The organism is Streptomyces sp. TS71-3 (genome assembly GCF_018327685.1).
GTDB lineage: Bacteria > Actinomycetota > Actinomycetes > Streptomycetales > Streptomycetaceae > Streptomyces.
On record NZ_BNEL01000001.1, the window covers coordinates 278,065 to 299,821 of the forward strand.

A 21,757-nucleotide genomic window follows, 5' to 3' on the forward strand; every position below is an offset into this window, starting at 1 on the left:
CACCTCGGGTTGCCATGGCATCCCGGCGTCAAGAAGTGAACGTTCCCGGCCTCCGGAAGGTGGCCGGCCGGCGTCCCGATAAGGCCATCTCCCCACCCCCCACAAGGGTTCCGCCGGGGACACGCCGCGTGTCCCCGGCGAGCCCGCCCGCTCAGCGGGCTCAGCTGGCCTCCTGCCTGCCGTGGCCGCATGAAGCCGCTGCCGCCGACCCGCCGACACTCGTACCGTCCGTTCCGTCGGTACCGTCCGTACGGGCCATGCCGTCCGTACGGGCCATGCCGTCCGTACCGTTCGCGCCGTCCGGCCCCGTCCGCCGGGCCCGCCACATGTGCCGGAGGTGCCGGACGAGCGCCAGCGCGCCCAGCACCGCGACGAGACCCGCCACCCCGCCCCAGCCCAGCAGGCCGTACGCCCGCACGCCGAGCCAGGAGCCCGCGCTGCCGCCCAGGAAGGCACAGGTCATGTAGGCGGTGTTGATGCGGCCGCGGGCCTCGGGGCGCAGGGCGAATATCCGCCCCTGGTTGGCGACCTGGCCGCTCTGCACGGCGACGTCGAGCACCAGCATGCCGACCGTCAGGATCACCAGACCCGCGATGCCGTGCAGCGTTCCGAAGGCCAGGATCCCCGCCGCCGCGAGCGTGCCCAGCAGGCAGACCAGCGTGACGGGATCGGGCCCGCCGCGGTCCACCCGCCGGCCCGCGATCGGGGTGCTGAACATGCTGCCCGCACCCACCAGCGCGATCAGGCCGACCACCGAGGACCCCATGCCGAAGGCCGGCCCGGTGACGTAGAGGGCCAGGCTGGTCCAGGCCGCGCTGAAGCCCGCGAACACCGCGGCCTGGTAGACGCAGGTGCGGCGCAGCGCCGGCTCCTCGCGCAGCAGCCGGAGCGACCCCGTCACCAGCCGCGGGTAGCGCTCGGAGGAGGTGGGGGCGGTCGCCGGCAGCGCGACGGCCATCACCGCGGCGAGGCCGAGCATCAGCGCCGCCGCCACGTAGTAGGGCGCCCGCCAGCCGAGCCACTCGCCGAGCGACCCGCTGAACGTCCTGGCCAGCAGGATGCCGCCGATCAGGCCGCTGAGCAGGGTGCCGGTCACCGCGCCCCGGCGGCCCTCGGACACCAGGCCCGCGGCCATCGGGATGATGACCTGCGGCACCACGGTGGCCGCGCCGATCACGGCGCTCGCGGCGACCAGCACCGCGAGGCCGGGCGCGCTGCCCGCCACGACCAGGCCGAGGCCGGTGATGCCGAGCAGGGCCGGGACCAGCCTGCGGTGCGCGATCCGGTCGCCGAGCGGCACGAGCAGGAAGATGCCGAGGGCGTACCCGAACTGCGAGGCGGTCACGGCGGACGCCGCCGCGCCCGGCGAGACGCCGAGCCCGTCGGCGATCAGGGGGCTGATGGCCTGCGGGAAGTAGATGTTGGCCACCCCGATGCCGCACGCCAGGGCGAGGATCAGGATGAGCCGGCGTCCCGGCGCGGCCGGGCCGGACGACGTTGCCTGGGGGTCACTCAACTGCAAGCACCTGTGCAGCACCTCACGCGTGGGGGCGGACGGGCCGGGACCGCGGGGGCCGCCGGGACCGGGGCAGCGGTGGCGGAACGGGCGCAACGCCGGGCCTGGAGCCGCCGGGCACCGCTGTGACCATGACTGGTTGAATACCGTACCAGTCGGTTTCGTAAGCAGGTCATACCGGTCACATGGTGGACGGCACGGAGGTCTCAGCCCTCCTTGCCGCCTCCTTCCTCGCGCTTGCCGGGTGCGGACGGCGTTCACCGGCAAGCCCGACTACACGCCGCCTCCCCCCTCGCGCTCGCGGGGCGCGGGCGAGGCCGTCCGTCAGCCACTCACTCGTCGAGCGCCGGCGCGCGCAGCGCGTTCACCGCCTGGCGGGCGGCCGCCCCGATGGCGGCGTCGGCGCGCGGGACCGTGACGTCGGTCCGCGCCGCGTGCGTGAAGACGGCGACGGCGACGGGGTGCTCGCCGGGGTAGCTGACGACGCCGATCTCGTTGCGCACGGCGCCGATGGTCCCCGTCTTCCCGGCGACCACGGCGGCGTCGGGGAAGCCGGAGCGCAGCCGGTGCGGCCAGAGCTGTGCGGTGAGCAGGCGGCGGGCGAAGTCCGACTGCCCGCGGGAGGCCGCCTCGCCCTGCCAGAGCCGGGTGAGCAGCCGGGTCATGTCCCTCGGCGTGGTGGCCGAGCCGAAGGCGGGGCTGAGCTCGCGGAAGGCCACGGGGACGTCGTTGTCGGCGAGCACCGAGAACGCCGCCGCCACGTCGTCCGTCCCGGTGTCCGCGAGCATGGTGCGCTGCACCTCGGCGTCGCCGCCGCGGATGCGGGTGGCGGTCAGGCCGAGGTCCCGCAGCACGGCGTCCACGCTGTCCAGGCCGAGGCGTTCGAGGACGGCGTCGGCGGCGGCGTTGTCGGACACGGTGATCATCGAGGTGACGAGGTCGCGCCAGGACATGGTGACGGGGTCGGCGAGCGCGGAGATCCCGGTCGATCCCGGGGTGCGGCGCCCCGGCCGGACGGTGACCGGCTGCCGGGGGTCCAGCTCGCCGGCGTCCACCGCCCGGCAGAACGCCACCAGGACGACGACCTTGTACACCGAGGCCATCACCACCGGCACGTCCGCGCCCACGCACACCTCCCGGCCCGCCGAGCGCGGTCCGTCGCCCCCGACGGGCCTGGCGTGCAGCCAGCCGCGGACACCGGCGTCCCGGAAGATCTCGCGGACGGCGGCTTCGGTGTCGGTGCCGGTGTCCCTATCGGTACCGGTACCGGTATCGGTGATCCTCATTCCGGGGTGGCCTCCTCGGCGACGGGTTCGGTTCGGCGGCCGAGGGGACGCGTTTCGCGGCCGCGGGGGAGCGGGCGGACACTCTGCCCGCGTCGTCCTCCTCTCCGTCCTCCTCTCCGGCGTCCGCTCCGGCCTCCCCTCCGTCCTCCACTCCGGCCCCCGAGGCCAGAGCCCGCAGGACGTCGGCGAGTTCGTCGACGATGCCCGCCGCGGCCGGCTCGCCGTAGGCGATCCGCACCCGGAACGGCACCGGTTCCCCGGCGAGGGGGAGCCGGCGCACATCGCCGCTGTCGAGGCCGGGGTCCGGCGTCAGGGCGAACGCGGCGCCCGTGGCGACCAGCGCGAGCGCGGCCGTGGGCCCGTCGACCTCGACCGGCCGCGGCGGGTGGCCGCGGCTCTCCAGCGTGTCGAGCAGCAGGTCGTGCGCGGCGGGCGCGTGCGCCCGGGGCGTGGTCGCCAGCTCCAGGTCGCGCAGCGCCCGCAACGCGACGGGTCCCCCGGTGCGCGCCGAGGGATGGGTGCGCGGCACGAGCACCTCGGTCGGCAGCGCCACCACCGGGCCCGCTCGGGCGTCCTCCAGGACCGCCGGGTGCCCGGTGACCGCGATGTCCAGCGCCCCGGCGGAGACCGCGTCGACCAGGGAGACGGTGGGCCCCGTGGTCAGTGACGTGCGCCTGCCGGTGTGCCGGGCGGCGCGGGCCGCCAGCCGGGCGGCGGCGCGGGCGCCGAGCTCCGGCACGACCCCGACGCGCAGGGTCCTCGCCGCCTCGGCGTGCCGTGTCGCAGCCCGGTGCAGAGCGGCGGCGTCCTCCAGCAGGGTCCTGGAACGCGGCAGCAGGTCGCGCCCCGCGGCGGTCAGCGTCACCCCGCGCGGCCCCCGGTCGAACAGCGTGACCTCCAGATGGTCCTCAAGCCGCCGGAGCCCCTGGGAGAGCGGCGGCTGAGCCATGCCCAGCCGCCGTGCCGCCCTGCCGAAGTGCCGTTCCTCGGCGATGGTGACGAAGAAGTTCAGATAGCGCAGCAGGTCCATCGGTCGCCGACACCAGCCTTTGAACAGCATGCATATGTGATCGCGTATCGTAGCCCGCCTTCGTTCATATTTGCGCTATCGGTGGGCCGTTGCTGGACTGGTGCCCATGACCGACTGCACTCCGGCCGGCGCCCGCGTCACGGCTCACGAGACCCCCGCCGCCCTCACACCGAAGGCCGGGGCGTCGCCGACGCCCAAGGTGTTGAAGGCCCACGCACCGACGGCCCACGAACCGACCCCCCAGGCCTCCGCGGACCATCCGCCGACTCCCTCTCGCCCCGACCCCCGCCCCCGCCCTCGCGGCGGATGGTCGCGCCGTGCCGCGCTGACCGGAGGCCTGGCGGGAGCCGGGGCCGTGCTCCTCGGGTGCGGCCCGGACCGGCCGGCGGCCTCCGACCCGGCACCGACCCGATCCTCCCGCGCGGCAACGCCGTCCCGTGCGGCGACACCCTCCCCGGCCCCGTCCGCGATCGGGCGGGCGGAGGCCGAACTCGCCGCGCTGGAGGGCCGCTTCCGCGGGCGGATCGGGGTGTACGCCCTGGACACGGGCAACGGCAGCGAGGTGCGGCACCGGGCCGACGAGCGCTTCCTGATGTGCTCGACGTTCAAGCTGCTCGTCGCGGCGGCGATCCTGCGGACCGGGCGGGAACGGCCGGGCCTGCTGAAGAAGGTGGTCCACTTCAGGAGGTCCCAGCTCCTCGACAACTCGCCGGTCACCGGGCGCCACCTCGACGACGGTATGACGGTGTCCGCGCTCTGCGCGGCAGCGATCACCCGCAGCGACAACACCGCGGCGAACCAGCTGCTGTCGATGGCGGGCGGACCCGCGGCCGTGACCCGCTTCCTACGGACCCTCGGCGACCCCGTGACCCGCCTCGACAGCGGAGAACCGGGCGTCAACGAAGCCGACGGCGTCCTCAACACCACCACCCCCGCACACATGGGCACGGACCTGCGCACCCTCACCCTCGGCCACGCCCTTCAACCGGACGACCGCGACCAGCTCCTCGCCTGGCTCGACGCCAACGTCACCGGCGCGAAGTCGATCAGGGCCGGACTCCCCGGCGGATGGCGCGTCGGCGACAAGACCGGCAGCGGCAACCACGGGGAGACCAACGACGTCGCACTCATCCGCCCGCCCCACCGCGCCCCGCTGATCCTCAGCGTCTACACGGCACCGAAGGACCCCGACTCCACGGCGGGCCGGGCGACCATCGCCCAGGCCGCCCGGATCGTCGCCGGGGCGCTGGTCCCGGAGCGATGAGCCGGGCGACCCGCGCGCACCCAGGGGCGCGGGTGGCGCGGGGACCTACTTGGCATCCGCATAGCACTCCACCACCGCCGTGGTGAACGTGAACCGCACCGGGCTCTCGCCGAACGTGAGCCGCCCCGCCTCGTCGGCCGCCTCCTGGATGGCGGCCGACACCCGCTCCGCCTCACCGGCGGGGCAGTGCACCATCACCTCGTCATGCTGGAAGAACACGATCTCGGCGGCGAGCGGGGAGCAGCGGCTGCGCAGCGCGGCGAGCATCAGCAGGGCCCAGTCGGCGGCGCTGCCCTGCACGACGAAGTTCCGGGTGAAGCGGCCCCGCGCACGCGCCGCCGCGGCCGGGCCGCCGGATCCGCGGCCCGGCCGCCCGCCGCCCGCCTCCCCGTCGCCGTCCGCCCCCTGCGACACCCCCGCACCGGACCCGTACGCCCCACCGCGGAGCCCCTCCACACCGGAGAGCCCCGCCGGGCCGGGAGCCCCGGCCCCCGGCCAGCCGGCGGCGGGATCCGGCCCACCGTCCTCCTGGGGGATACCGGCCTCGTCGAGCCCCGCGGGCTCGCCGTCCGCGCCGGGCGGTGTCACGGGCGGGCAGGTGCGGCCGAGCCACGTGCGCACCAGGCGGCCCTCCTCGCCCGCGCGTGCCGCCTCGTCGACATAGGCGACGGCGGTGGGGAAGCGGCGGCGCAGGGCCGCGAGGTTCTTCAGGCCGTCACCGGACGTCTGGCCGTATATGGCGCCCAGCACCGCCAGCTTCGCCTTGCCGCGGTCACCGGCGAACGCGCGGTCCGACACCGACTGGTACAGGTCCGCGGGGCGGCTGGCGACCTCCATCAGGCCCTGGTCCCGTGAGATCGCCGCAAGCACGCGCGGCTCCAGCTGGTCGGCGTCCGCCACCACCAGCCGCCAGCCCGGGTCGGCGATCACCGCCCGGCGTATCACCTTCGGGATCTGGAGGGCACCCCCGCCGTTGGTGACCCAGCGGCCGGAGACCGTGCCCCCGGGCAGGTACTCGGGGCGGAAGCGGCCCTCGCGCACCCAGTCCTGGAGCCACGTCCAGCCGTGCGCCACCCAGATGCGGTACAGCTTCTTGTACTCCAGCAGCGGCCCGACCGCGGGGTGGTCCACCGACTCCAGCTCCCAGCGGCGCGTGGAGCGGACCTTGATGCCGGCCCGCGCGAACGCCTTCACCACCTCCGCGGGCAGATCCGGGCGCACCCGGTGCCCGAACGCCTCCGACACCCGCACCACGAGGTCGGCGAGCCGGCGCGGCTCACCGCCGCCCGCGTAGCGCTCGCCCAGCAGCTCGTGCAGCACGGCGCGGTGCACGTCCGCGCGCCACGGCATCCCCGCCGCGTGCATCTCCGCCGCCACCAGCATCCCCGCCGACTCCGCCGCCGTCAGCAGGTGCATCCGCTCGGGGTGCTCCGCGCGCGCGTGGCGGCGCTGCTGCTCCTGGTACACCTCCAGCAGCGCCGCCAGCGGGACGGGAACGGGCTCCGGCTCGAAGAGCGACGACTGCGCGCCGGGCGCCGCGGAACGCGGGGGAGGATCCGGGGGCACGGGGCCGCCGCGCAGCCGCGCCCAGGCCGCCGCCGCGGAGCGCGCCTCCCCGTGGCGGCCCTCGTGCCCGAGCAGCAGGGTCTCGGCGGCCTCGACGTCGTAGCAGCGCGGCACGCGCACGCCCGTGGCGAGCAGCCTCGGGTACACGTCGGCCGTGGACCGCCACACCCAGCGGGCCACCTCGCCGCGCGAACGGACGGCCTCGGCGAGGTCCGGCTCCTCGCGCACCGGGCCCGCGGGCAGCCCGCCGGGGCCGAGCGCGACGAGCTCGGCCCCGCCGCCCTCAAGGGGCGCCACCGCCCACCGTTCGGTCATGCGATCGATTCTGGCAGCCCCCACTGACATTCCCCCGGATCCACCGCCGTTTCCCCGGATCCACGGCCATTCCCCCCGGATCCACCGCCGGGCTGTAAGTCCAGGGACCACCGCCGGCCCGGCGGGTGGCCCGCGCATCTCCCGCGCCACGGTCCCGCCCCCGCTCCCGCCACGACCTGGACCGCCGCCGGTCCGCCGCCCGCGCGCCGCCGCCGGCGTCACCGCACCTTCACGATCGGCCCCGTCTTGTTCACACCGCCCCTGGTAGCTTGCTGCGGACCGCGGGATCACGGTGGTCCCGCAGCAAGGACACCACCACCAGCGCCAGCAAGGGGACACCAGTGACGTCGTCTTCTCTCTCCACACGGGTCAGGATCGGGGCCGTCATAGGCGGGCTCGCCGCCGCGCTCGTGCTGACCGGGTGCGGCAGCGGCGACGACAGCGGCGACGACGGCTCCAAGGGCGGCAGCGGCGGTGCCGACGCCGCCGGCACCTCGGCGCCCCCCTCGCCGTCCGCCTCGGCGTCGGGCAGCACCTCAGGCACCAGCGCCGGCGACTCCGGGAAGCCCACGAGCGGCGGCCTGGCGGGAAGCTGGCTCGCCACCAGCCAGGGCAAGGCCGTGGCCCTGGTGGTCAACGGCAAGGAGGCCGGGCTCTTCGACTCCGGCGGCAACACGTGCAGCGGCGCCACCGCCACCGACAGCGGCACGCAGGTGATCTCGCTGAAGTGCGCGAAGGGCGGCGACGGGCGCAGCCACGGCGTCGTCGACTCCGTCGACGGCACCACCCTCAAGATCAAGTGGGAGGGCCTCGGCGAGGAGACGTACACCAGGTCCAAGGACGGCCAGCTCCCCCAGGGCCTGCCGACCAACTGAATCGCGCACTGACCCCTGACGTCGACCCCTGACGTCCGACGTCGATCCCTGGCGTCCTCGAACCGGCCCGGGTTCGCCGACTCGCCGACGCCGTACGGGCTCCGTACGGGCCGCGGGCTGACCCTTCAGGGAAGTCTCGCGCCCTTCATGGGGAGTCGCGCGTCGCTGCCGGCGCGCAGCGCGTCCGACAGCTCGTCCAGCGCGTCGAGCAGCAGCCGGCCGCTGCTCAGCACGATGCCGTCCAGCGGGCGCTCGCCCGCGCCCGCTTCCTCCGTGCTCCCGGCACCTGTGTCCGCGCCGCTCGCGTCCCCGGCACCAGCGTCCCCGCCGCTCGCGTCCCCGGCCCCCGGGTGCCCGCCGTCCCCGTCCTCACCCGCCGTCTCCAGGGCCGCGCGCACCCCGTCCCAGTGCGGTACGTGCCCTTCGCGCACCGCCTTGGCGCCCTTTTCCGCAGCCTTGCCCAGGGCGTCCGCCAGGCGCTCCGCCGCGGGCCACGGGTCGGCGTCGCGGGCCGGAGCGTGGGCCTCCATCAGCAGGGTGACCCGGCCCAGTTGCCCCACTGCACGGGCGGCGGCGTCGGCCGCGGTGCGGGACAGACCGCGCGCCCGCACCGGTTCGGTGCCGGCACGTTCCGCCGCCTCGCGCCATTCGATACGGGCGTCGCGAGCGGTCAGCAACGCCGTACGGACCTCCGCGGAGCCGTGGCCGGCAGGGTTCCCGTAGCGGCCGACGACCTCGGCGGAGTACCGGAGGTTCGTGCCCAGCCAGTCCGCCAGCCTGCCGCGCAGCCGGGGCGTCTCCCAGTCCGGGTAGACCGCGTAGGCGAGCATCGCCAGCACCCCGCCGAGCAGGGTGAGCAGCACCCGCTGCGGAACGGTCTGCGTCCACTCCTCGCCGCCCATGCCCAGCAGGAAGACGACGTACGCGCCGATGCAGGCCTGCGACGCGAGCTGGCCGGTGCGCATCAGCAGGTACATCAGGCCCGCCGAGACCACGGCGAGCGTGCCCGCGAGCGGCGTGCCGGGCGCCGCGAGGCGCACCACGGCCGTGGCGAGCACGACGCCCACCAGGGTGCCGGCGAACCGTGCGACCGCCCGCGAGTAGGTCCCCGAGAAGTCGGGGCGCATCACCATGACGGCCGCCATGGGCGCCCAGTACCCGTGTCCGAGCGGCAGGGCGCTGCCGAGCAGGTAGCCCGCGGCCACCACCGCCGCCGCCCGCAGCGCGTGCCGCCTGATCTGCGAGCCGTGCCGTGCCTCGCGCCGCATCGCGCGCACCGCCTCCGGCACGAGACCGACCAGCCCCGGCCGCCGCAGCAGCCTGTCCCCGGCCTCCTGCCGCCCCCGCCGCCGGGAAGCGTGATCGCCGGTCCCGGCCTCCACCCCGGCCCGCCCGCCGGCCCCGTGCTCGGCCGCGGACCGGCCCCGGACCGGCAGCCCGTTGTGCCCGCGGACGCCGCCCGCGGCCTCCGCCAGGTCGTGCAGCAGGGTGCTCAGGCGGACGGCCGCGCGGCGGGCCGGGCCGGTCAGGATGGTGCCGGTGTCGGGGGTGGCGAACGCGGCCACCGCGTTCGGGGGCAGCTCGGCACGCCGGCCGTGCCGGATCGCGTCCGCCACGGCGTCCAGGATCGCGCCGGCGGCTGTCAGCAGCTCGTGCACCCGCTCCCGCTGCCGACCCGACTCGGCCGCGCCCACGGCGGGGTCGGCCAGCGCGGCCAGCACGGGGCGGATGCGTTCCGCGAGGCCGCGTGCGCCGTGCAGTTCGGCCGGGCGGGTGCGGGCCTGACGGGGGGTGAGGGCGGCGGCGTCGCGGGCCTGCATCAGCGGCTTCGGGTCGAACGGAGCCTGCGGGTCGTCGCGCAACTCGCGCGCGTACTCCGCCTCGGACGCCAGCGCCCCCGCGAGGGCGTCCCGGTGCGCGCCCCACCGGCCCAGCGGGAGGAGCACCACGAGCGCCGCCTGCACCAGCCCGCCCAGGACCATCACGCCGCCGTGCGCGGCGGCCTGCGCCACGGAGGTCGGCAGGGTGACGGTCACCAGCATGATCGCCACGTTGGTCGACGCGATGAAGCCCACCGTGGGCCCCGCGGCCCAGCTCAGCCCGGCGAGGAACGTCCACACCACCAGCAGCGCGAGGAACGCCGGGCGGTGGGTGACGGTCAGGTAGCCGAGGAAGGTGGAGATGCCGAGGCTGGTACCGGACGCGAACGCCAGCTCGGGGCGGGGGCGCCAGCTCCCCTGGAAGGTCGCGATGGCGGCCTGGAACGCGCCGAACGCCGAGCCGGCCGCGACCGCCGGGCCGAACGCCCACTGGCTGAAGGCGATCACGATCGCCAGCCCCAGGGCGCCGCGGGCCGCGACCAGCGGTTCGAGCCGCTTGCGTTCGATCGCCAGACCTGAGCGTCCGGTCTCCTTAAGCGCCCGTATCCAGCTCACGCCCGACAGGATAGGACGCCTGTTCAACCCCCCCCGGCCGACACTTTCCGAACGGGCACGCCCGCGCGGCCGCACGACCTGCAGCGTCCGCATCCCTGCGCCCCGCGCGCCTCACCGGATTCCGCTTCTCCCACGGGCCTCCCGACCGGCCGTCAGTTTCCGCCCGATCTCGTGGTGCGGGCCGGCTGCGCGGCCGACCCGTGCGGACCAGCCAGGGTGGAGCCCCCGCCCCCGACGTTCCGGGAGAGGCATCGAGTACGCACCGCGGGGCGGCCGGCGCGGAACGGCGGGTCGGTGCCGCGCCGCCGACCCGGCCGCGTGGTCGACGTAACCGTTCCGCATGGCACCCGTCCCGTTCCGCTTGTCTCCGCCGGCGCACCGCCTCCCGGGCTCCGCCCCGGGCCCCGCCGTTCGTTCCCACTCTTCACTTCTTGGCGCTTCTCTTCTGTTCTCTTCACTTCTCTCCGGATCGATCCGGATTCCCCACGATTCGTCAACCGCTCACGAAAGGGGACGGAGTGGGCAGTTCCATGGGCGGGATTGAGCCAGATGACCGCGGTGGGGAAGACGGCGGAACAAGAACTGCCCCGTATTCGTCTTTCCAGCAGTGCATGTGTTTCCGCCAAGGGGAGCCGCCGAAGGGACCCTTGGAGCCGCGGTTTCCGCAAAGCAGGACTGCGCTCCCCGACTGGGGGAACGGGCACGAGAGCACCGTTAGTTCGGGTAACGGTCGACTGTAATCAGCGGAACACCGCGTGTGCACGTGCATCTGCGCATGCATCTGCAGGCAGCATATGCCCATGCGTTGGCCTGGGGACGCGGCTATGATCCGAAGCAGTTGACCGCTGCATCAATCGCCATTATGGCCACCTGGCCACTGCACCACCTGGGAGCGACCTGTGCACCACGTGTACAACGGCATGGCGGCCACGGAGCTGTGCGGGGTGGCCTGGCAGAAGAGCAGGTACAGCAACTCCCAGGGGTCCTGCGTCGAGTTCGCCAGGTTGCCCGGCGGAGAAGTGGCCGTACGCAATTCCCGTGATCCCGAGGGGCCCGCGCTGGTCTATACGCGCGCCGAGATAGAAGCCATGCTCCTCGGCATCAAGGACGGTGAGTTCGACCACCTCATAGCGGGCCCCTGATCCGTTTCGGTGACCGCACGCTCACAGATGAAACTGTGCCCAGACCACCTTCCCGTGCAGTGCGCCCGCAAGCGGATGCCATCCCCAGCCGTCGCTGAACGATTCGACGAGAAACAATCCGCGGCCCGACTCCGCCGCCAGATCCCCGGCGTCCGGCGGGGTCGCAAGGGGACTCTCCGCGCTGGGGTCGCGCACCGCGCACACGAGCCGGGCGGTCCAGTGCATCAAATGAAGGCGCACGGGAGGTTCGTCCTCGCGCGGGGTGTCCGAAGGCAGCGCGTGCCGCAGGGCGTTGGTGACAAGCTCGGAGACGACCAGGCAGACGTCCTCGCAGCGGTCGCCCAGCTTCCAGTGGCCGAGCGTCCTGTCGGTGAAGTGCCGGGCCTCGCGCACCGCTTCGTACCGTGGGGGCAGGGCGCAGGAGGCGGCGCTGGAGGCGGACGCGGGGTCGACAGGAGGAAGCCCCTGCTTTAACGGATCGACGAGCATGGTCGATCTCTTCGTCCCCATGCGAGGCACTCCCGTGATGAGCGGCCGTAGCGCTACTGCGGTGCTGCGGTGGTGCGCGTTGTGAAGCGGTGCGCGGACCATGGTTCCCAATGCCCCCACCAGATGCAAGGGCAGATGCACGTGCACGCGCCTGGTATATAGGCCCCCGAGATGGTTCGCCCGCATTTCTTCTCGATGGCTTCTTGGCTGTACTTGTGCTGCGGTTTCGTGGATTCTCTGTTTCCGTAACCGGATGAGTACGGGGTGGAGCGTTTTAGTGGCAGACTTCGCTTCCTGAAGACGTTGTGGGAGGGCTGACGAAGTGACCGCAGGAGAGTCTTGGGGCTACCCCCAGGCGTCGGGCGCCGGCGGGGGCTCCGTGGTCCGGCGCATCCTGCTGGGCTCACACCTGAGACGGCTGCGGGAGACCGGTGGCATCACCCGTGAGGCCGCCGGCTACTCGATCCGTGCCTCCGAATCGAAGATCAGCCGCATGGAGTTGGGTCGGGTGAGCTTCAAGGTGAGGGATGTAGAGGACCTGCTGACGCTCTACGGCGTCGCCGACGAGACCGAGCGAGAGGCGCTGCTCTCGCTGGTCAAGGAGGCCAACGTCGCGGGGTGGTGGCACAGCTATTCGGACGTGCTGCCCGGGTGGTTCCAGACCTATGTCGGGCTGGAGGGCGCCGCGTCACTCATCAGGCTGTACGAGGTGCAGTTCGTGCACGGACTCTTCCAGACGGAGGCGTACGTGCACGCCGTCGTGTCCCGCGGCAACGCGGAGGTGCAGCCGGCGGAGATCGAGCGCCGCGTCGCGCTCCGCCTGGAGCGGCAGAAGGTACTGGTCTCCGAGAACGCCCCGGACTTCCACGTCGTCCTCGACGAGGCGGCCCTCAGGCGCCCGTACGGCGGCCCCGAGGTGATGCGCGGCCAGCTCCAGCACCTCATAGAGGTCTCCGAGCGGCCCAACGTCACCCTCCAGGTGATGCCCTTCAGTGCCGGCGGGCACGCCGGGGAGTCCGGCTCGTTCGCCATGCTCAGCTTCCCCGAGTCCGACCTCTCCGACGTCGTCTACCTGGAGCAGCTCACCAGCGCGCTCTACCTCGACAAGAAGGAGGACGTCGAGCAGTACGAACGGGCCATGAGCGAGCTCCAGCACACGTCCCCGAACCCGGCCGAGACCCGGGACCTGCTCAGAGACCTCCTCAGACGGATCTGAGAGACCCGCCCCGTCCGGAACCACGAGGCCGTGAGGCCGCCGAGGCCGTGAGGCCACGAGGCTGCCACCGAGGCCACGAGGCGGACCCGAACGACCCGCCGCCGACCGGCGCCCCAGCGCCCCGTGCGCCGCATCCCGTGCCCCGCACCCCGCGCGCCGCATACGGCCGCGCCCCAGACCCCCGACGCCGACGTGCGGCCCCCGAGGCCCCCGGCATCGCCGCGCGAATCCGATTCCCCGACGCCCGTGCGCGAACCTGAGACTCCCTGGCTCAGAGTGACTCCGCAGCTCAGCGTGACCCCGCCCGGTGCGTGACCCCGCCCGCGCGCGACCCCCCAGACCCCCGACTCCCAGACCCCCGCCCCCCAGACCCCCGACGTCCAGCCGCCGACCCGAGACCATCCGCCTCGCCTCCGCGTGCGCGCGACCCTCCCGGCCGGCGTGAGCGCGGGCCGGGGCCGCGGGCCCGAAACCGCCGCGAACTCGGCGGACCCGGAGACCCACGCCCGCGATCGGCGCCCGGCAATGGGCTGGACACCGGCCCCGGCGAGGCCGACACTTTGTATACAAAGTGTCGTGACCTCCGATGACTCGCAGCCAACTTCCGTGCACCGCACGTACCATGACCGGACATCGGCAGCCTGCACTCTGGAGAGATGCACTGCAAGTAAGGGGATCGCATGTCCTTCTTCACCGACCTGGCCCGCCAGTACATCGACGGGGAGTGGCGGGACGGCAGCGGCTCCTGGGACAACATCGACGTCAACCCGTACAACGGTGAGAAACTCGCGTCGATCACGATAGCCACCACGGGCGAACTCGACCTCGCCTACCGCGCGGCGCAGCGGGCCCAGAAGGAGTGGGCCGCCACCAATCCGTACAGCCGCAGGCTGGTCTTCGAGCGGGCGCTGCGCACCATCGAGGACCACGAGGACGAGATCACCGCCGCCATCGTCACCGAGCTGGGCAGCACGCGGCTGGGCGCCTCCTACGAGGTGCACCTCGCCATGGAGTTCCTCCGCGAGGCGATCCACCTGCCGCTGCGCGCCGAGGGCCGGCTGATCAGCTCGCCCGTGGACGGCAAGGAGAACCGCGTCTACCGCGCCCCGGTCGGCGTGGTCGGTGTGATCACCCCCTTCAACTTCCCCTTCCTGCTCGCCGTCAAGTCCGTCGCGCCCGCGCTCTCGCTGGGCAACGCCGTGGTGCTCAAGCCGCACGAGGAGGCGCCGGTCACCGGCGGGGCACTGGTGGCCAAGGTCTTCGAGGACGCCGGGCTCCCCGGCGGCCTGCTGAACGTCGTGATCACCGATGTCGCCGAGATCGGCGACGCCATGATCGAGCACCCCGTGCCCAAGGTGATCTCCTTCAGCGGCACCGAGACCGTCGGCCGGCACGTCGCCACCGTCTGCGCCGCCCACTTCAAGCACGCCATCCTCGAACTCGGTGGCAACAGCGCCCTCACCGTCCTCGACGACGCCGACGTCGACTACGCCGTGGACGCCGCCGTCTACAGCCGGTACGTTCACCAGGGCCAGGTCTGCATGGCCGCGAACCGCATCCTGGTGCACCGCACGCTGGAGGAGGAGTTCACGGCGAAGTTCGTCGCCAAGGTCAGGGCGCTCAAGGCCGGCGACCCCGCCGAGCCGGACACCGCGATCGGCCCGGTCATCAACTCCGCCCAGGCGGACGCGGTCGCCGCCGTCGTCGCCCAGGCCACCGCCGAGGGCGCCACCGTGCTGGTGAACGGCAGGATCAGCGGCAACCTGGTCGAGCCCATCGTGCTCAGCGGCCTGCCCGCCGACTCCCCGGTCATGAAGCGGGAGATCTTCGGCCCCGTGGCGCTGCTCGTCCCGTTCGAGGACGAGGAGGAGGCGGTGCGGCTGGTGAACGGCAACCCGTACGGCCTGAGCGGTGCCGTGCACACCTCCGACGTCGAGCGCGGGGTGAACTTCGCCCGGCGGATCGACACGGGCATGGTCCACGTCAACGACGGCACCATCCAGGACGAGCCGGCGGTGGCCTTCGGCGGCGAGCAGCACTCGGGCCTCGGGCGGCTCAACGGCGAGCAGATGGTGGAGGCGTTCACCACGCAGAAGTGGATCTCCGTGCAGCACGGGCGGAGCGCGTTCCCGTTCTGAGCGCGTTCCCGCCAGGGTGCGTGACGGGCCGGTGTCAAAGCGGCCCACCGGGGACCGGGCGGGGCCGCGCCCTAGTCTTGGTCCATGTCAGCGATCCGCCTGCTCGTCCTCGCCGCGGTCCGCCAGCACGGCAGGGCGCACGGCTACCAGGTCTACAACGACCTGGAGTTCTGGGGCGCCCACGAGTGGTCGACCGCCAAGCCGGGATCGATCTACCACGCGCTCAAGCAGATGGCGAAGCAGGGACTGCTGCACGCGCACGAGGACGCCCCGTCCACCGCGGGCGGCCCGCGGCGCACCGAGTACGAGATGACGGAGCGCGGCACCGAGACGTATCTGGAGCTGCTGCGCGAGTCCCTGGTCGCGTACGACCAGCGTCCGGACGCCCTCTCCTCCGCCCTGGGCTGCATGGTCGACCTGCCGCGCCGGGAGGTACTGGACCTGCTCACGGAACGCGTCCGGCGCATGGAGGAGTGGCGCACCGCGGTCCTGGAGCACTACGTCCCCGAGGACGGCCCGCAGAAGCTGGGCCACCTGGGCGAGCTGATGGACTTCTGGGTCCACTCGGCGGACACCGGCGCCGCGTGGACCCGGGGCCTGATCTCCCGCATCGAGGCCGGCGCCTACACGTTCGCGGAAGAGGGCGAGCCGTTCGTCGGCGTCCTGGCGGAGGGCCAGAAGAACCCGTACGCGACGGGGACGTGAGGACGTCCCTGATGATCCGCGGCTCCGCCGGGGCCCAAGGGGCGCGGGTCTGTGTTGATTTCCGGCTCCGCCGCGTGGGCGCAGACAACCACGGCGGACCGAGAGTCGACCGACGACCGCAAGGGGCGAGATAAGGGGCGCGGGGAACTGCGCGAGAACCACGATGGACCGGCAGCGACCGACGACCGCAAGGGGCTGGCCCCGATAGGGGCGCGGGGAACTGCGCGAACAACCACGGCGGACCGGCAGCCAACCGACCACCGCAAGGGGCTGGCCCCGATAGGGGCGCGGGGAACTGCGCGAACAACCACGGCGGACCGGCAGCGAACCGACGACCGCAAGGGGCTGGCCCCGATAGGGGCGCGGGGAACTGCGCGAACAACCACGGCGGACCGGCAGCCAACCGACCACCGCAAGGGGCTGGGCGCGATAGGGGCGCGGGGAACGGCGCAAGAAAAGGCAGGCGCGGGGGCCGACCACCGCCCCCCTCAGTGGTGGAACGACGTCGCCTTCGCCCGGTCATGCGTCAGCGGATGCGGCTGCGTCCGCAACTGCGGCAGCAGCGTCCCCAGATGATCCACGAAGAGATCCGCCAGCTCGGTGGAGAACCCGTTGCGGCACACGATGCGCAGGACCGCCAGGTCCTCGCGGTGCGGCGGGAACACATACGCCGGCACCAGCCAGCCATGCTCCCGCAGCCGCCGCGACACGTCGAAGACGTCGTACGCCGTCACCTCGGGCAGGGTCGTGAACGCGAAGACCGGCAGCTCGTCGCCGCGGGTCAGCATCCGGAAGTCGCCCAGCGCCTCGATCCGGTCGGCGAGCGAGACGGCCACGCTCCGCGCGGTCTGCTGGACCAGCCGGTAGCCCTCCCAGCCCAGCCGCAGGAACGTGTAGTACTGCCCCACCACCTGCGCGCCCGGCCGGGAGAAGTTCAGCGCGAACGTGGGCATCTCGCCGCCCAGGTAGTTGACCCGGAAGACCAGGTCCTCGGGCAGGTCCTCCGCCGACCGCCACAGCGCCCACCCCAGGCCCGGGTAGACGAGGCCGTACTTGTGCCCGGAGGTGTTGATCGACGCCACCCTGGGCAGCCGGAAGTCCCAGACCAGGTCCTCGTCGAGGAAGGGCGCGATCATGGCGCCCGAGGCGCCGTCGACGTGCACCGGGATGTCCAGTCCCGTGCGCTCCTGGAGGTCGTCCAGGACGGCGCACAGCTCCTCCACCGGTTCGTAGGAGCCGTCGAAGGTCGACCCCAGGATGGCGACCACCCCGATGGTGTTCTCGTCGCACAGCTCGGCGGCGGCCACCGGGTCGAGGTGGAAGCGGTCGCCCTCCATGGGCACCTGCCGCGCCTCCACCTCCCAGAAGTTGCAGAACTTCTCCCAGCAGACCTGCGCGTTGACGCCCATCACCAGGTTCGGCCGGCCGCCGGCCGCCGTCCCCGCCCGGTCACGGCGGTGCGTCCACCTCCGTTTGAACGCGAGCCCGGCGAGCATGCAGGCCTCGCTCGACCCCGTCGTCGAGCAGCCCACCGCGGCCGCCGGGTCCGGCGCGTGCCAGAGCCGGGCGAGCATGGCGACGCAGCGCTGCTCCAGCTCCGCCGTCCGGGGGTACTCGTCCTTGTCGATCATGTTCTTGTCCTGGCACTCCTGCATCAGCAGGCTGGCCTGCGGCTCCATCCAGGTGGTGACGAAGGTGGCCAGGTTGAGGCGGGAGTTGCCGTCGAGCATCAGCTCGTCGTGGACGAGGCGGTACGCGGTGATGGGAGGCAGCGGGGCGTCCGGGAGGCGATGCTTGGGCGGTGCCTCCGTCATCCCGCCGACCGGGTTGGCCTCCCCGTGGAACGGGTTGACCAGCACGGGGCGGTGCGCCTCGGCGTGCTGGGGTGCGCGGTGCAGCGGCATCGGGGGCCTCCTCGCCCGGCGCGGGGCCTGTCGGTCCTCTCGACGTGAGAATACGGACGATTCCGGCCCTCCGCCCGCCGAGCACGCACCTGGCCGGGGCACGGGGGAGGGTCCCGCGACGGGTGACGGGTGACGGGTGACGGGCGAGGGGCGAGGGGCGACGGGCGAGGGGCGACGGGCGACGGCGCGCGGCCCGGAGCACCGCGGAGGGGGCCGCGGGAAAGCCGGACCGCTCGCCGGCTTGCACCTCACGCGGCGTGAGGCGGCAGCCTGGAGCGCGTACCGAAGGAAGGCGGAGGTCATGAACGCAACGGGAGGGCACGGGACCGGCGGGTACTCCGTCGGCCAGGTCGCGTCCTTCGCCGGGGTCACGGTGCGGACGCTGCACCACTACGACGAGATCGGGCTGCTGGTGCCCGGTGGCCGCAGTACCGCCGGCCACCGCCGGTACGGCGACGCCGATCTCGACAGGTTGCAGCAGATCCTCTTCTACCGGCAGCTCGGCTTCCCGCTCGACGAGGTCGCGGCGCTGCTCGACGACCCCGACGCGGACCCGTACGACCACCTGCGACGCCAGCACCGGCTGCTCACCGGCCGGATCGAGCGGCTGACGGAGATGGCCGCCGCCATCGCACAGGCCATGGAGGCACGGAAGATGGGCATCAACCTCACCCCCGAGGAGAAGTTCGAGGTCTTCGGCGACTTCGACCCCGACGAGCACGCGGACGAGGTGCACGAGCGCTGGGGCGGTACGGAGGCGTACCGCGAGTCCCAGCGCAAGGCCGCCTCGTACACCAAGGAGGACTGGAAACGGATCACCGCCGAAGCGGACGCGATCGGCGACCGCTTCGTCGCGGCCATGGAGTCCGGCATCGCGCCGGAGTCCGATACGGCGATGGACATCGCGGAGGACCACCGGCAGGCCATCAGCCGGAACCACTACGCGTGCGACCACCGGTTCCACGCCTGCCTCGGCGAGATGTACGTCGAGGACCGGCGCTTCACCGACAACATCGACAAGAGGAAGCCGGGCCTGGCCGCGTACATGCGGGCGGCGATCGTGGCGAACGCCGCACGGCACGGCTAAGCGGGCAAGGCTAGCCCCGCACGGCTAGCCCCGCACGGCCGGGACCGCACAGCCGGGCCGGCCCACCAGGACGCCGGCCCAGCCAGGACGGGGCGCACCCCCGGCCCGGTGAAGGCCAGGGTGCGCCCCGTTCCGAGGCCCGCGGCGGCGGGAGGGGCCGTCCCTTGCCGCTCCCGCCGCCGCGGGCCCCTGCGCCGGCCCGAGCGCGCTCCCTCCGCCGGGGGAGCGACGCGCCTGGCCGGGGTGGCCCGGACTACCAGGCGCCGTAGCCGAGTTCGATGTCGTGGTCGTCGACGGTGCGCCCGGTGACCGTCAGCGCGCTGCTGGCCGGCGGGTATCCGGCCGCCGTCAGGGTGTACGCCCCGCTGTCCAGGTCGGAGAAGGCGTACGCGCCGTCCGTCCCGGTGATCGTCGTACCGACCACGTTGCCGGCGGCGTCCGCCAGCGTCACCCGGGCGCCGCCCAGCGGGGCGCCCGCGCCGTGCACCGTGCCGCGCAGGTACGCCCCGGGCTGGAGCTCGACCTCGATCCGGGTGGTGCCGGTGCCGCTGATCTCGACGGGCCGGGCCAGCGGGCGGTGCTTGTCGGAGTTGACCGCGAGGGTCACCGTCCCCGGCGCCAGGCCGGCGATGCCGAACTCGCCCAGCACGTCGGTCTCGCCGGTGGCCAGCACGTCACCGCGCGCGTCGGCCACGATGACCACGGCCCCGCCGACCGGGGACCCGCTCTCCGCGGACCGCACCTCGCCCGCCAGGCCGCTCGTGCCGCTCATCAGGACGTCGAGGGTGACCGGCGCGTCGGCGACGACGACCGTGGTGGCCTGCGGCTGGTAGCCGTCGGCGGAGGCGATCAGCACGTACGAACCGGGCCCGGGGGCGTCCAGGCCGTAGGAGCCGCCGGCGTGCGTCACCGCCCGGCCGAGCTGGCGCCCGGTGAGCGAGATCAGCGTCACGGCCGCCCCGCGCACGGGCGTGCTCTCCGCGCTGCGGACGCGCCCGCCGACCCGGATCCCGGCGGCACCGGCACCGGCACCGGCGACGCCGTTCATGGCGGCGGCGAGCGGCTCCGCGGGCAGCGGGGCAAGCTCCGAGGCCACGGAGGCGGCGGGTACCGCGGCGCCGTCCGGGACGGCGGACGGGACCGCCGACGCGGGCGCGGGGGCCTGGGCCGGTGCGGCGGCCCGGCGGTGGCGCGGGATGAACGAGGCCAGCGCGGCGGCCAGCACCGCGGCACCGGCACCGATGGCCAGGACCGTGCGGAAGCCGTCCTGCGACGGCAGCGCGATGCCGCCGAAAGCGGTGGTCATCTGGGCCAGGATGACGCCCGCGATGGCGCTGGCGCTCGACGTTCCGATGGACCGCATCAGGGTGTTGAGGCTGTTCGCGGCGCCCGTCTCGGACGCCGGCACGGCACCCATGATCAGCGAGGGCATGGCGCCGTAGGTGAAGCCGATGCCGCCGCCGATGACGCAGGAGACCAGCACCATCTGCCAGACCTCGTCCATCAGGACGATGTTCAGGCCGTAGCCGGCGGCCACGATCAGCGCGCCGACGATCAGGGTGACCTTCGGGCCCTTCGCCTTCGACAGGGCGGCGGAGACCGGCGCCAGGGCCAGCATCACCAGGCCGGACGGCGCCATGACCAGGCCCGCGGAGAGCAGGGACTGGCCCAGGCCGTAGCCGGTGGCCTTCGGCATCTGGAGGAGCTGCGGAAGGACCAGCGACATCGCGAACATCGCGAAGCCCAGAGCGATCGAGGCCAGGTTGGTGAACAGCACCTGGCGGCGGGCGGTGGTGCGCAGGTCGACCAGCGGATCCCTGGTGCGCAGCTCGAAGACGCCCCACACCAGCAGCACGATGACGGCCGCCCCGAACAGGCCGAGGGTGGTCGCGCTGCCCCAGCCCCAGTCGGCGCCCTTGGAGATCCCCAGCAGCAGGCAGACCAGACCCGCCGCCATCCCGATCGCGCCGAGCAGGTCGAAGCGCCCGCCGGTGCGCACCTTGGACTCGGGTACGAGGGCCACGACCAGCACGGTCGCGACGGCGCCCAGGCCGCCGGACGCCCAGAACAGCACGTGCCAGTCGAAGTGCTCGGCGATGAGCGCGGCGGCGGGCAGGCCGAGCGCGCCGCCGACGCCGAGGGAGGCGCTCATCACGGCGGTGGCGGAGCCGAGGCGCTCGGCGGGGAGCTCGTCGCGCATGATGCTGATGCCGAGCGGGATCACACCGGCCGCCAGGCCCTGCAGGGCCCGCCCGACGATCATCGGGCCCAGCGTGTCGCTGAGCCCGGCGATGACCGAGCCGCCCACCAGCACCACCAGGCTGATCAGCAGCATCAGCCGCTTGCCGAACATGTCGCCGAGGCGCCCCATCATCGGGGTGGCGACGGCGGCGGCCAGCAGGGTGGCCGTGACGGCCCAGGCGGTGTCCGACGCGGGGGCGTTCAGGAGGTGGGGCAGCGCCGGGACGATGGGTATGACCAGCGTCTGCATCGTCGCGACGACGATCCCGCCGAAGGCCAGGACCGGCACGACGGCGCTCGCCCGCGGTGCCGGGGACGCCCCCTCGTCGGGAACTCTGGGAAGGGCATCGGACACGGTCGGCCTCCGTCGGGGGCAAGTCGGCTTGTCGGACACGGGATGTCCTGTCGGACATCGGGCTGTGCAGGTCTGCGGGTCGTCCGTGCGGGTGCTGCCGGGTCGTCCAGCGGCCGCCAGCCTCACAGAAAACGTTCCCGTTGCGCAAGTTTTCCCACTGGGAATTTCTACACGGCTCCCGTATGCTCCGGCC

At 73.5% G+C, this 21,757-nt stretch carries 15 protein-coding genes; 7 read left to right on the plus strand and 8 right to left on the minus strand.

The window, feature by feature from the left end:
* Positions 1-160: 160 nt before the first annotated feature.
* The 3 genes from Sm713_RS01270 to Sm713_RS01280 all read right to left on the minus strand — a co-directional run bounded on the left by Sm713_RS01270 (position 161) and on the right by Sm713_RS01280 (position 3,832).
* A complete protein-coding gene (locus tag Sm713_RS01270; RefSeq protein WP_212907855.1) occupies positions 161-1,516 on the minus strand; it encodes an MFS transporter in 1,356 nt (451 codons plus the stop codon).
* A gap of 332 nt (positions 1,517-1,848) precedes the next feature.
* Positions 1,849-2,802 (minus strand): serine hydrolase, encoded by a 954-nt coding sequence (locus Sm713_RS01275; protein ID WP_212907856.1) that lies wholly within the window; start codon positions 2,800-2,802, stop codon positions 1,849-1,851.
* Positions 2,768-3,832, minus strand: coding sequence for a LysR family transcriptional regulator (locus Sm713_RS01280; RefSeq protein ID WP_212907857.1), 1,065 nt, complete (start codon positions 3,830-3,832; stop codon positions 2,768-2,770). The genes Sm713_RS01275 and Sm713_RS01280 overlap by 35 nt, the downstream gene beginning before the upstream one ends.
* Positions 3,833-3,938: 106 nt before the next feature.
* Here Sm713_RS01280 and bla point away from each other — a divergent pair, with 106 nt between their 5' ends.
* Positions 3,939-5,096, plus strand: a complete 1,158-nt coding sequence (bla, locus tag Sm713_RS01285; RefSeq protein WP_212907858.1) for a class A beta-lactamase — start codon at positions 3,939-3,941, stop codon at positions 5,094-5,096.
* Between the two features lie 45 nt (positions 5,097-5,141).
* On the opposite strand, the gene Sm713_RS01290 is transcribed toward bla, so the two are convergent.
* Positions 5,142-6,977 carry a bifunctional 3'-5' exonuclease/DNA polymerase gene (locus Sm713_RS01290; RefSeq protein WP_212907859.1) on the minus strand — a complete coding sequence of 612 codons (1,836 nt, stop codon included), beginning with the start codon at positions 6,975-6,977 and terminating at the stop codon, positions 5,142-5,144.
* Positions 6,978-7,318: 341 nt separating this feature from the next.
* Between Sm713_RS01290 and Sm713_RS01295 the strand changes: the two genes are divergently transcribed.
* A complete protein-coding gene (locus tag Sm713_RS01295) occupies positions 7,319-7,852 on the plus strand; it encodes a hypothetical protein (RefSeq protein ID WP_212907860.1) in 534 nt (177 codons plus the stop codon).
* Between the two features lie 125 nt (positions 7,853-7,977).
* Here the strand turns inward: Sm713_RS01295 and Sm713_RS01300 are convergent, their stop codons facing one another.
* Positions 7,978-10,287 (minus strand): FUSC family protein, encoded by a 2,310-nt coding sequence (locus tag Sm713_RS01300; protein WP_212907861.1) that lies wholly within the window; start codon positions 10,285-10,287, stop codon positions 7,978-7,980.
* An 899-nt stretch (positions 10,288-11,186) separates the two neighbouring features.
* Between Sm713_RS01300 and Sm713_RS01305 the strand changes: the two genes are divergently transcribed.
* Positions 11,187-11,429 (plus strand): DUF397 domain-containing protein, encoded by a 243-nt coding sequence (locus Sm713_RS01305; RefSeq protein WP_212907862.1) that lies wholly within the window; start codon positions 11,187-11,189, stop codon positions 11,427-11,429.
* A gap of 21 nt (positions 11,430-11,450) precedes the next feature.
* Here the strand turns inward: Sm713_RS01305 and Sm713_RS01310 are convergent, their stop codons facing one another.
* On the minus strand, positions 11,451-11,939 hold the full coding sequence (locus tag Sm713_RS01310; RefSeq protein ID WP_212907863.1) for an ATP-binding protein: 489 nt from the start codon (positions 11,937-11,939) through the stop codon (positions 11,451-11,453).
* Positions 11,940-12,240: 301 nt separating this feature from the next.
* On the opposite strand from Sm713_RS01310, the gene Sm713_RS01315 reads away from it, so the two are divergent.
* The 3 genes from Sm713_RS01315 to Sm713_RS01325 all read left to right on the plus strand — a co-directional run bounded on the left by Sm713_RS01315 (position 12,241) and on the right by Sm713_RS01325 (position 15,977).
* Complete coding sequence (locus Sm713_RS01315) at positions 12,241-13,134, plus strand: helix-turn-helix transcriptional regulator (protein WP_212907864.1); 894 nt, start codon at positions 12,241-12,243, stop codon at positions 13,132-13,134.
* Between the two features lie 680 nt (positions 13,135-13,814).
* A complete protein-coding gene (locus Sm713_RS01320) occupies positions 13,815-15,272 on the plus strand; it encodes an aldehyde dehydrogenase family protein (RefSeq protein WP_212907865.1) in 1,458 nt (485 codons plus the stop codon).
* Between the two features lie 84 nt (positions 15,273-15,356).
* Entirely contained in the window at positions 15,357-15,977 is a 621-nt protein-coding gene (locus Sm713_RS01325) for a PadR family transcriptional regulator (protein ID WP_212907866.1), read from the plus strand.
* Between the two features lie 488 nt (positions 15,978-16,465).
* On the opposite strand, the gene Sm713_RS01330 is transcribed toward Sm713_RS01325, so the two are convergent.
* The gene (locus Sm713_RS01330; RefSeq protein WP_212907867.1) at positions 16,466-17,881 is read right to left on the minus strand and encodes a glutamate decarboxylase; all 1,416 of its coding nucleotides are present in this window, start codon (positions 17,879-17,881) and stop codon (positions 16,466-16,468) included.
* A gap of 301 nt (positions 17,882-18,182) precedes the next feature.
* Here Sm713_RS01330 and Sm713_RS01335 point away from each other — a divergent pair, with 301 nt between their 5' ends.
* A complete protein-coding gene (locus Sm713_RS01335) occupies positions 18,183-18,968 on the plus strand; it encodes a MerR family transcriptional regulator (RefSeq protein ID WP_212907868.1) in 786 nt (261 codons plus the stop codon).
* A gap of 253 nt (positions 18,969-19,221) precedes the next feature.
* On the opposite strand, the gene Sm713_RS01340 is transcribed toward Sm713_RS01335, so the two are convergent.
* Positions 19,222-21,564 carry an MFS transporter gene (locus Sm713_RS01340; RefSeq protein ID WP_212907869.1) on the minus strand — a complete coding sequence of 781 codons (2,343 nt, stop codon included), beginning with the start codon at positions 21,562-21,564 and terminating at the stop codon, positions 19,222-19,224.
* Between the last annotated feature and the right edge of the window lie 193 nt (positions 21,565-21,757).

Bases quoted from the DNA above. Each gene is read 5' to 3' on its own strand.
- Sm713_RS01335 (WP_212907868.1), top strand. From the start codon at position 18,183: ATGAACGCAACGGGAGGGCACGGGACCGGCGGGTACTCCGTCGGCCAG.
- Sm713_RS01290 (WP_212907859.1), bottom strand. From the start codon at position 6,977: ATGACCGAACGGTGGGCGGTGGCGCCCCTTGAGGGCGGCGGGGCCGAG.
- Sm713_RS01320 (WP_212907865.1), top strand. From the start codon at position 13,815: ATGTCCTTCTTCACCGACCTGGCCCGCCAGTACATCGACGGGGAGTGG.
- Sm713_RS01280 (WP_212907857.1), bottom strand. From the start codon at position 3,832: ATGGACCTGCTGCGCTATCTGAACTTCTTCGTCACCATCGCCGAGGAA.
- Sm713_RS01275 (WP_212907856.1), bottom strand. From the start codon at position 2,802: ATGAGGATCACCGATACCGGTACCGGTACCGATAGGGACACCGGCACC.
- Sm713_RS01310 (WP_212907863.1), bottom strand. From the start codon at position 11,939: ATGGGGACGAAGAGATCGACCATGCTCGTCGATCCGTTAAAGCAGGGG.
- bla (WP_212907858.1), top strand. From the start codon at position 3,939: ATGACCGACTGCACTCCGGCCGGCGCCCGCGTCACGGCTCACGAGACC.
- Sm713_RS01330 (WP_212907867.1), bottom strand. From the start codon at position 17,881: ATGCCGCTGCACCGCGCACCCCAGCACGCCGAGGCGCACCGCCCCGTG.
- Sm713_RS01325 (WP_212907866.1), top strand. From the start codon at position 15,357: ATGTCAGCGATCCGCCTGCTCGTCCTCGCCGCGGTCCGCCAGCACGGC.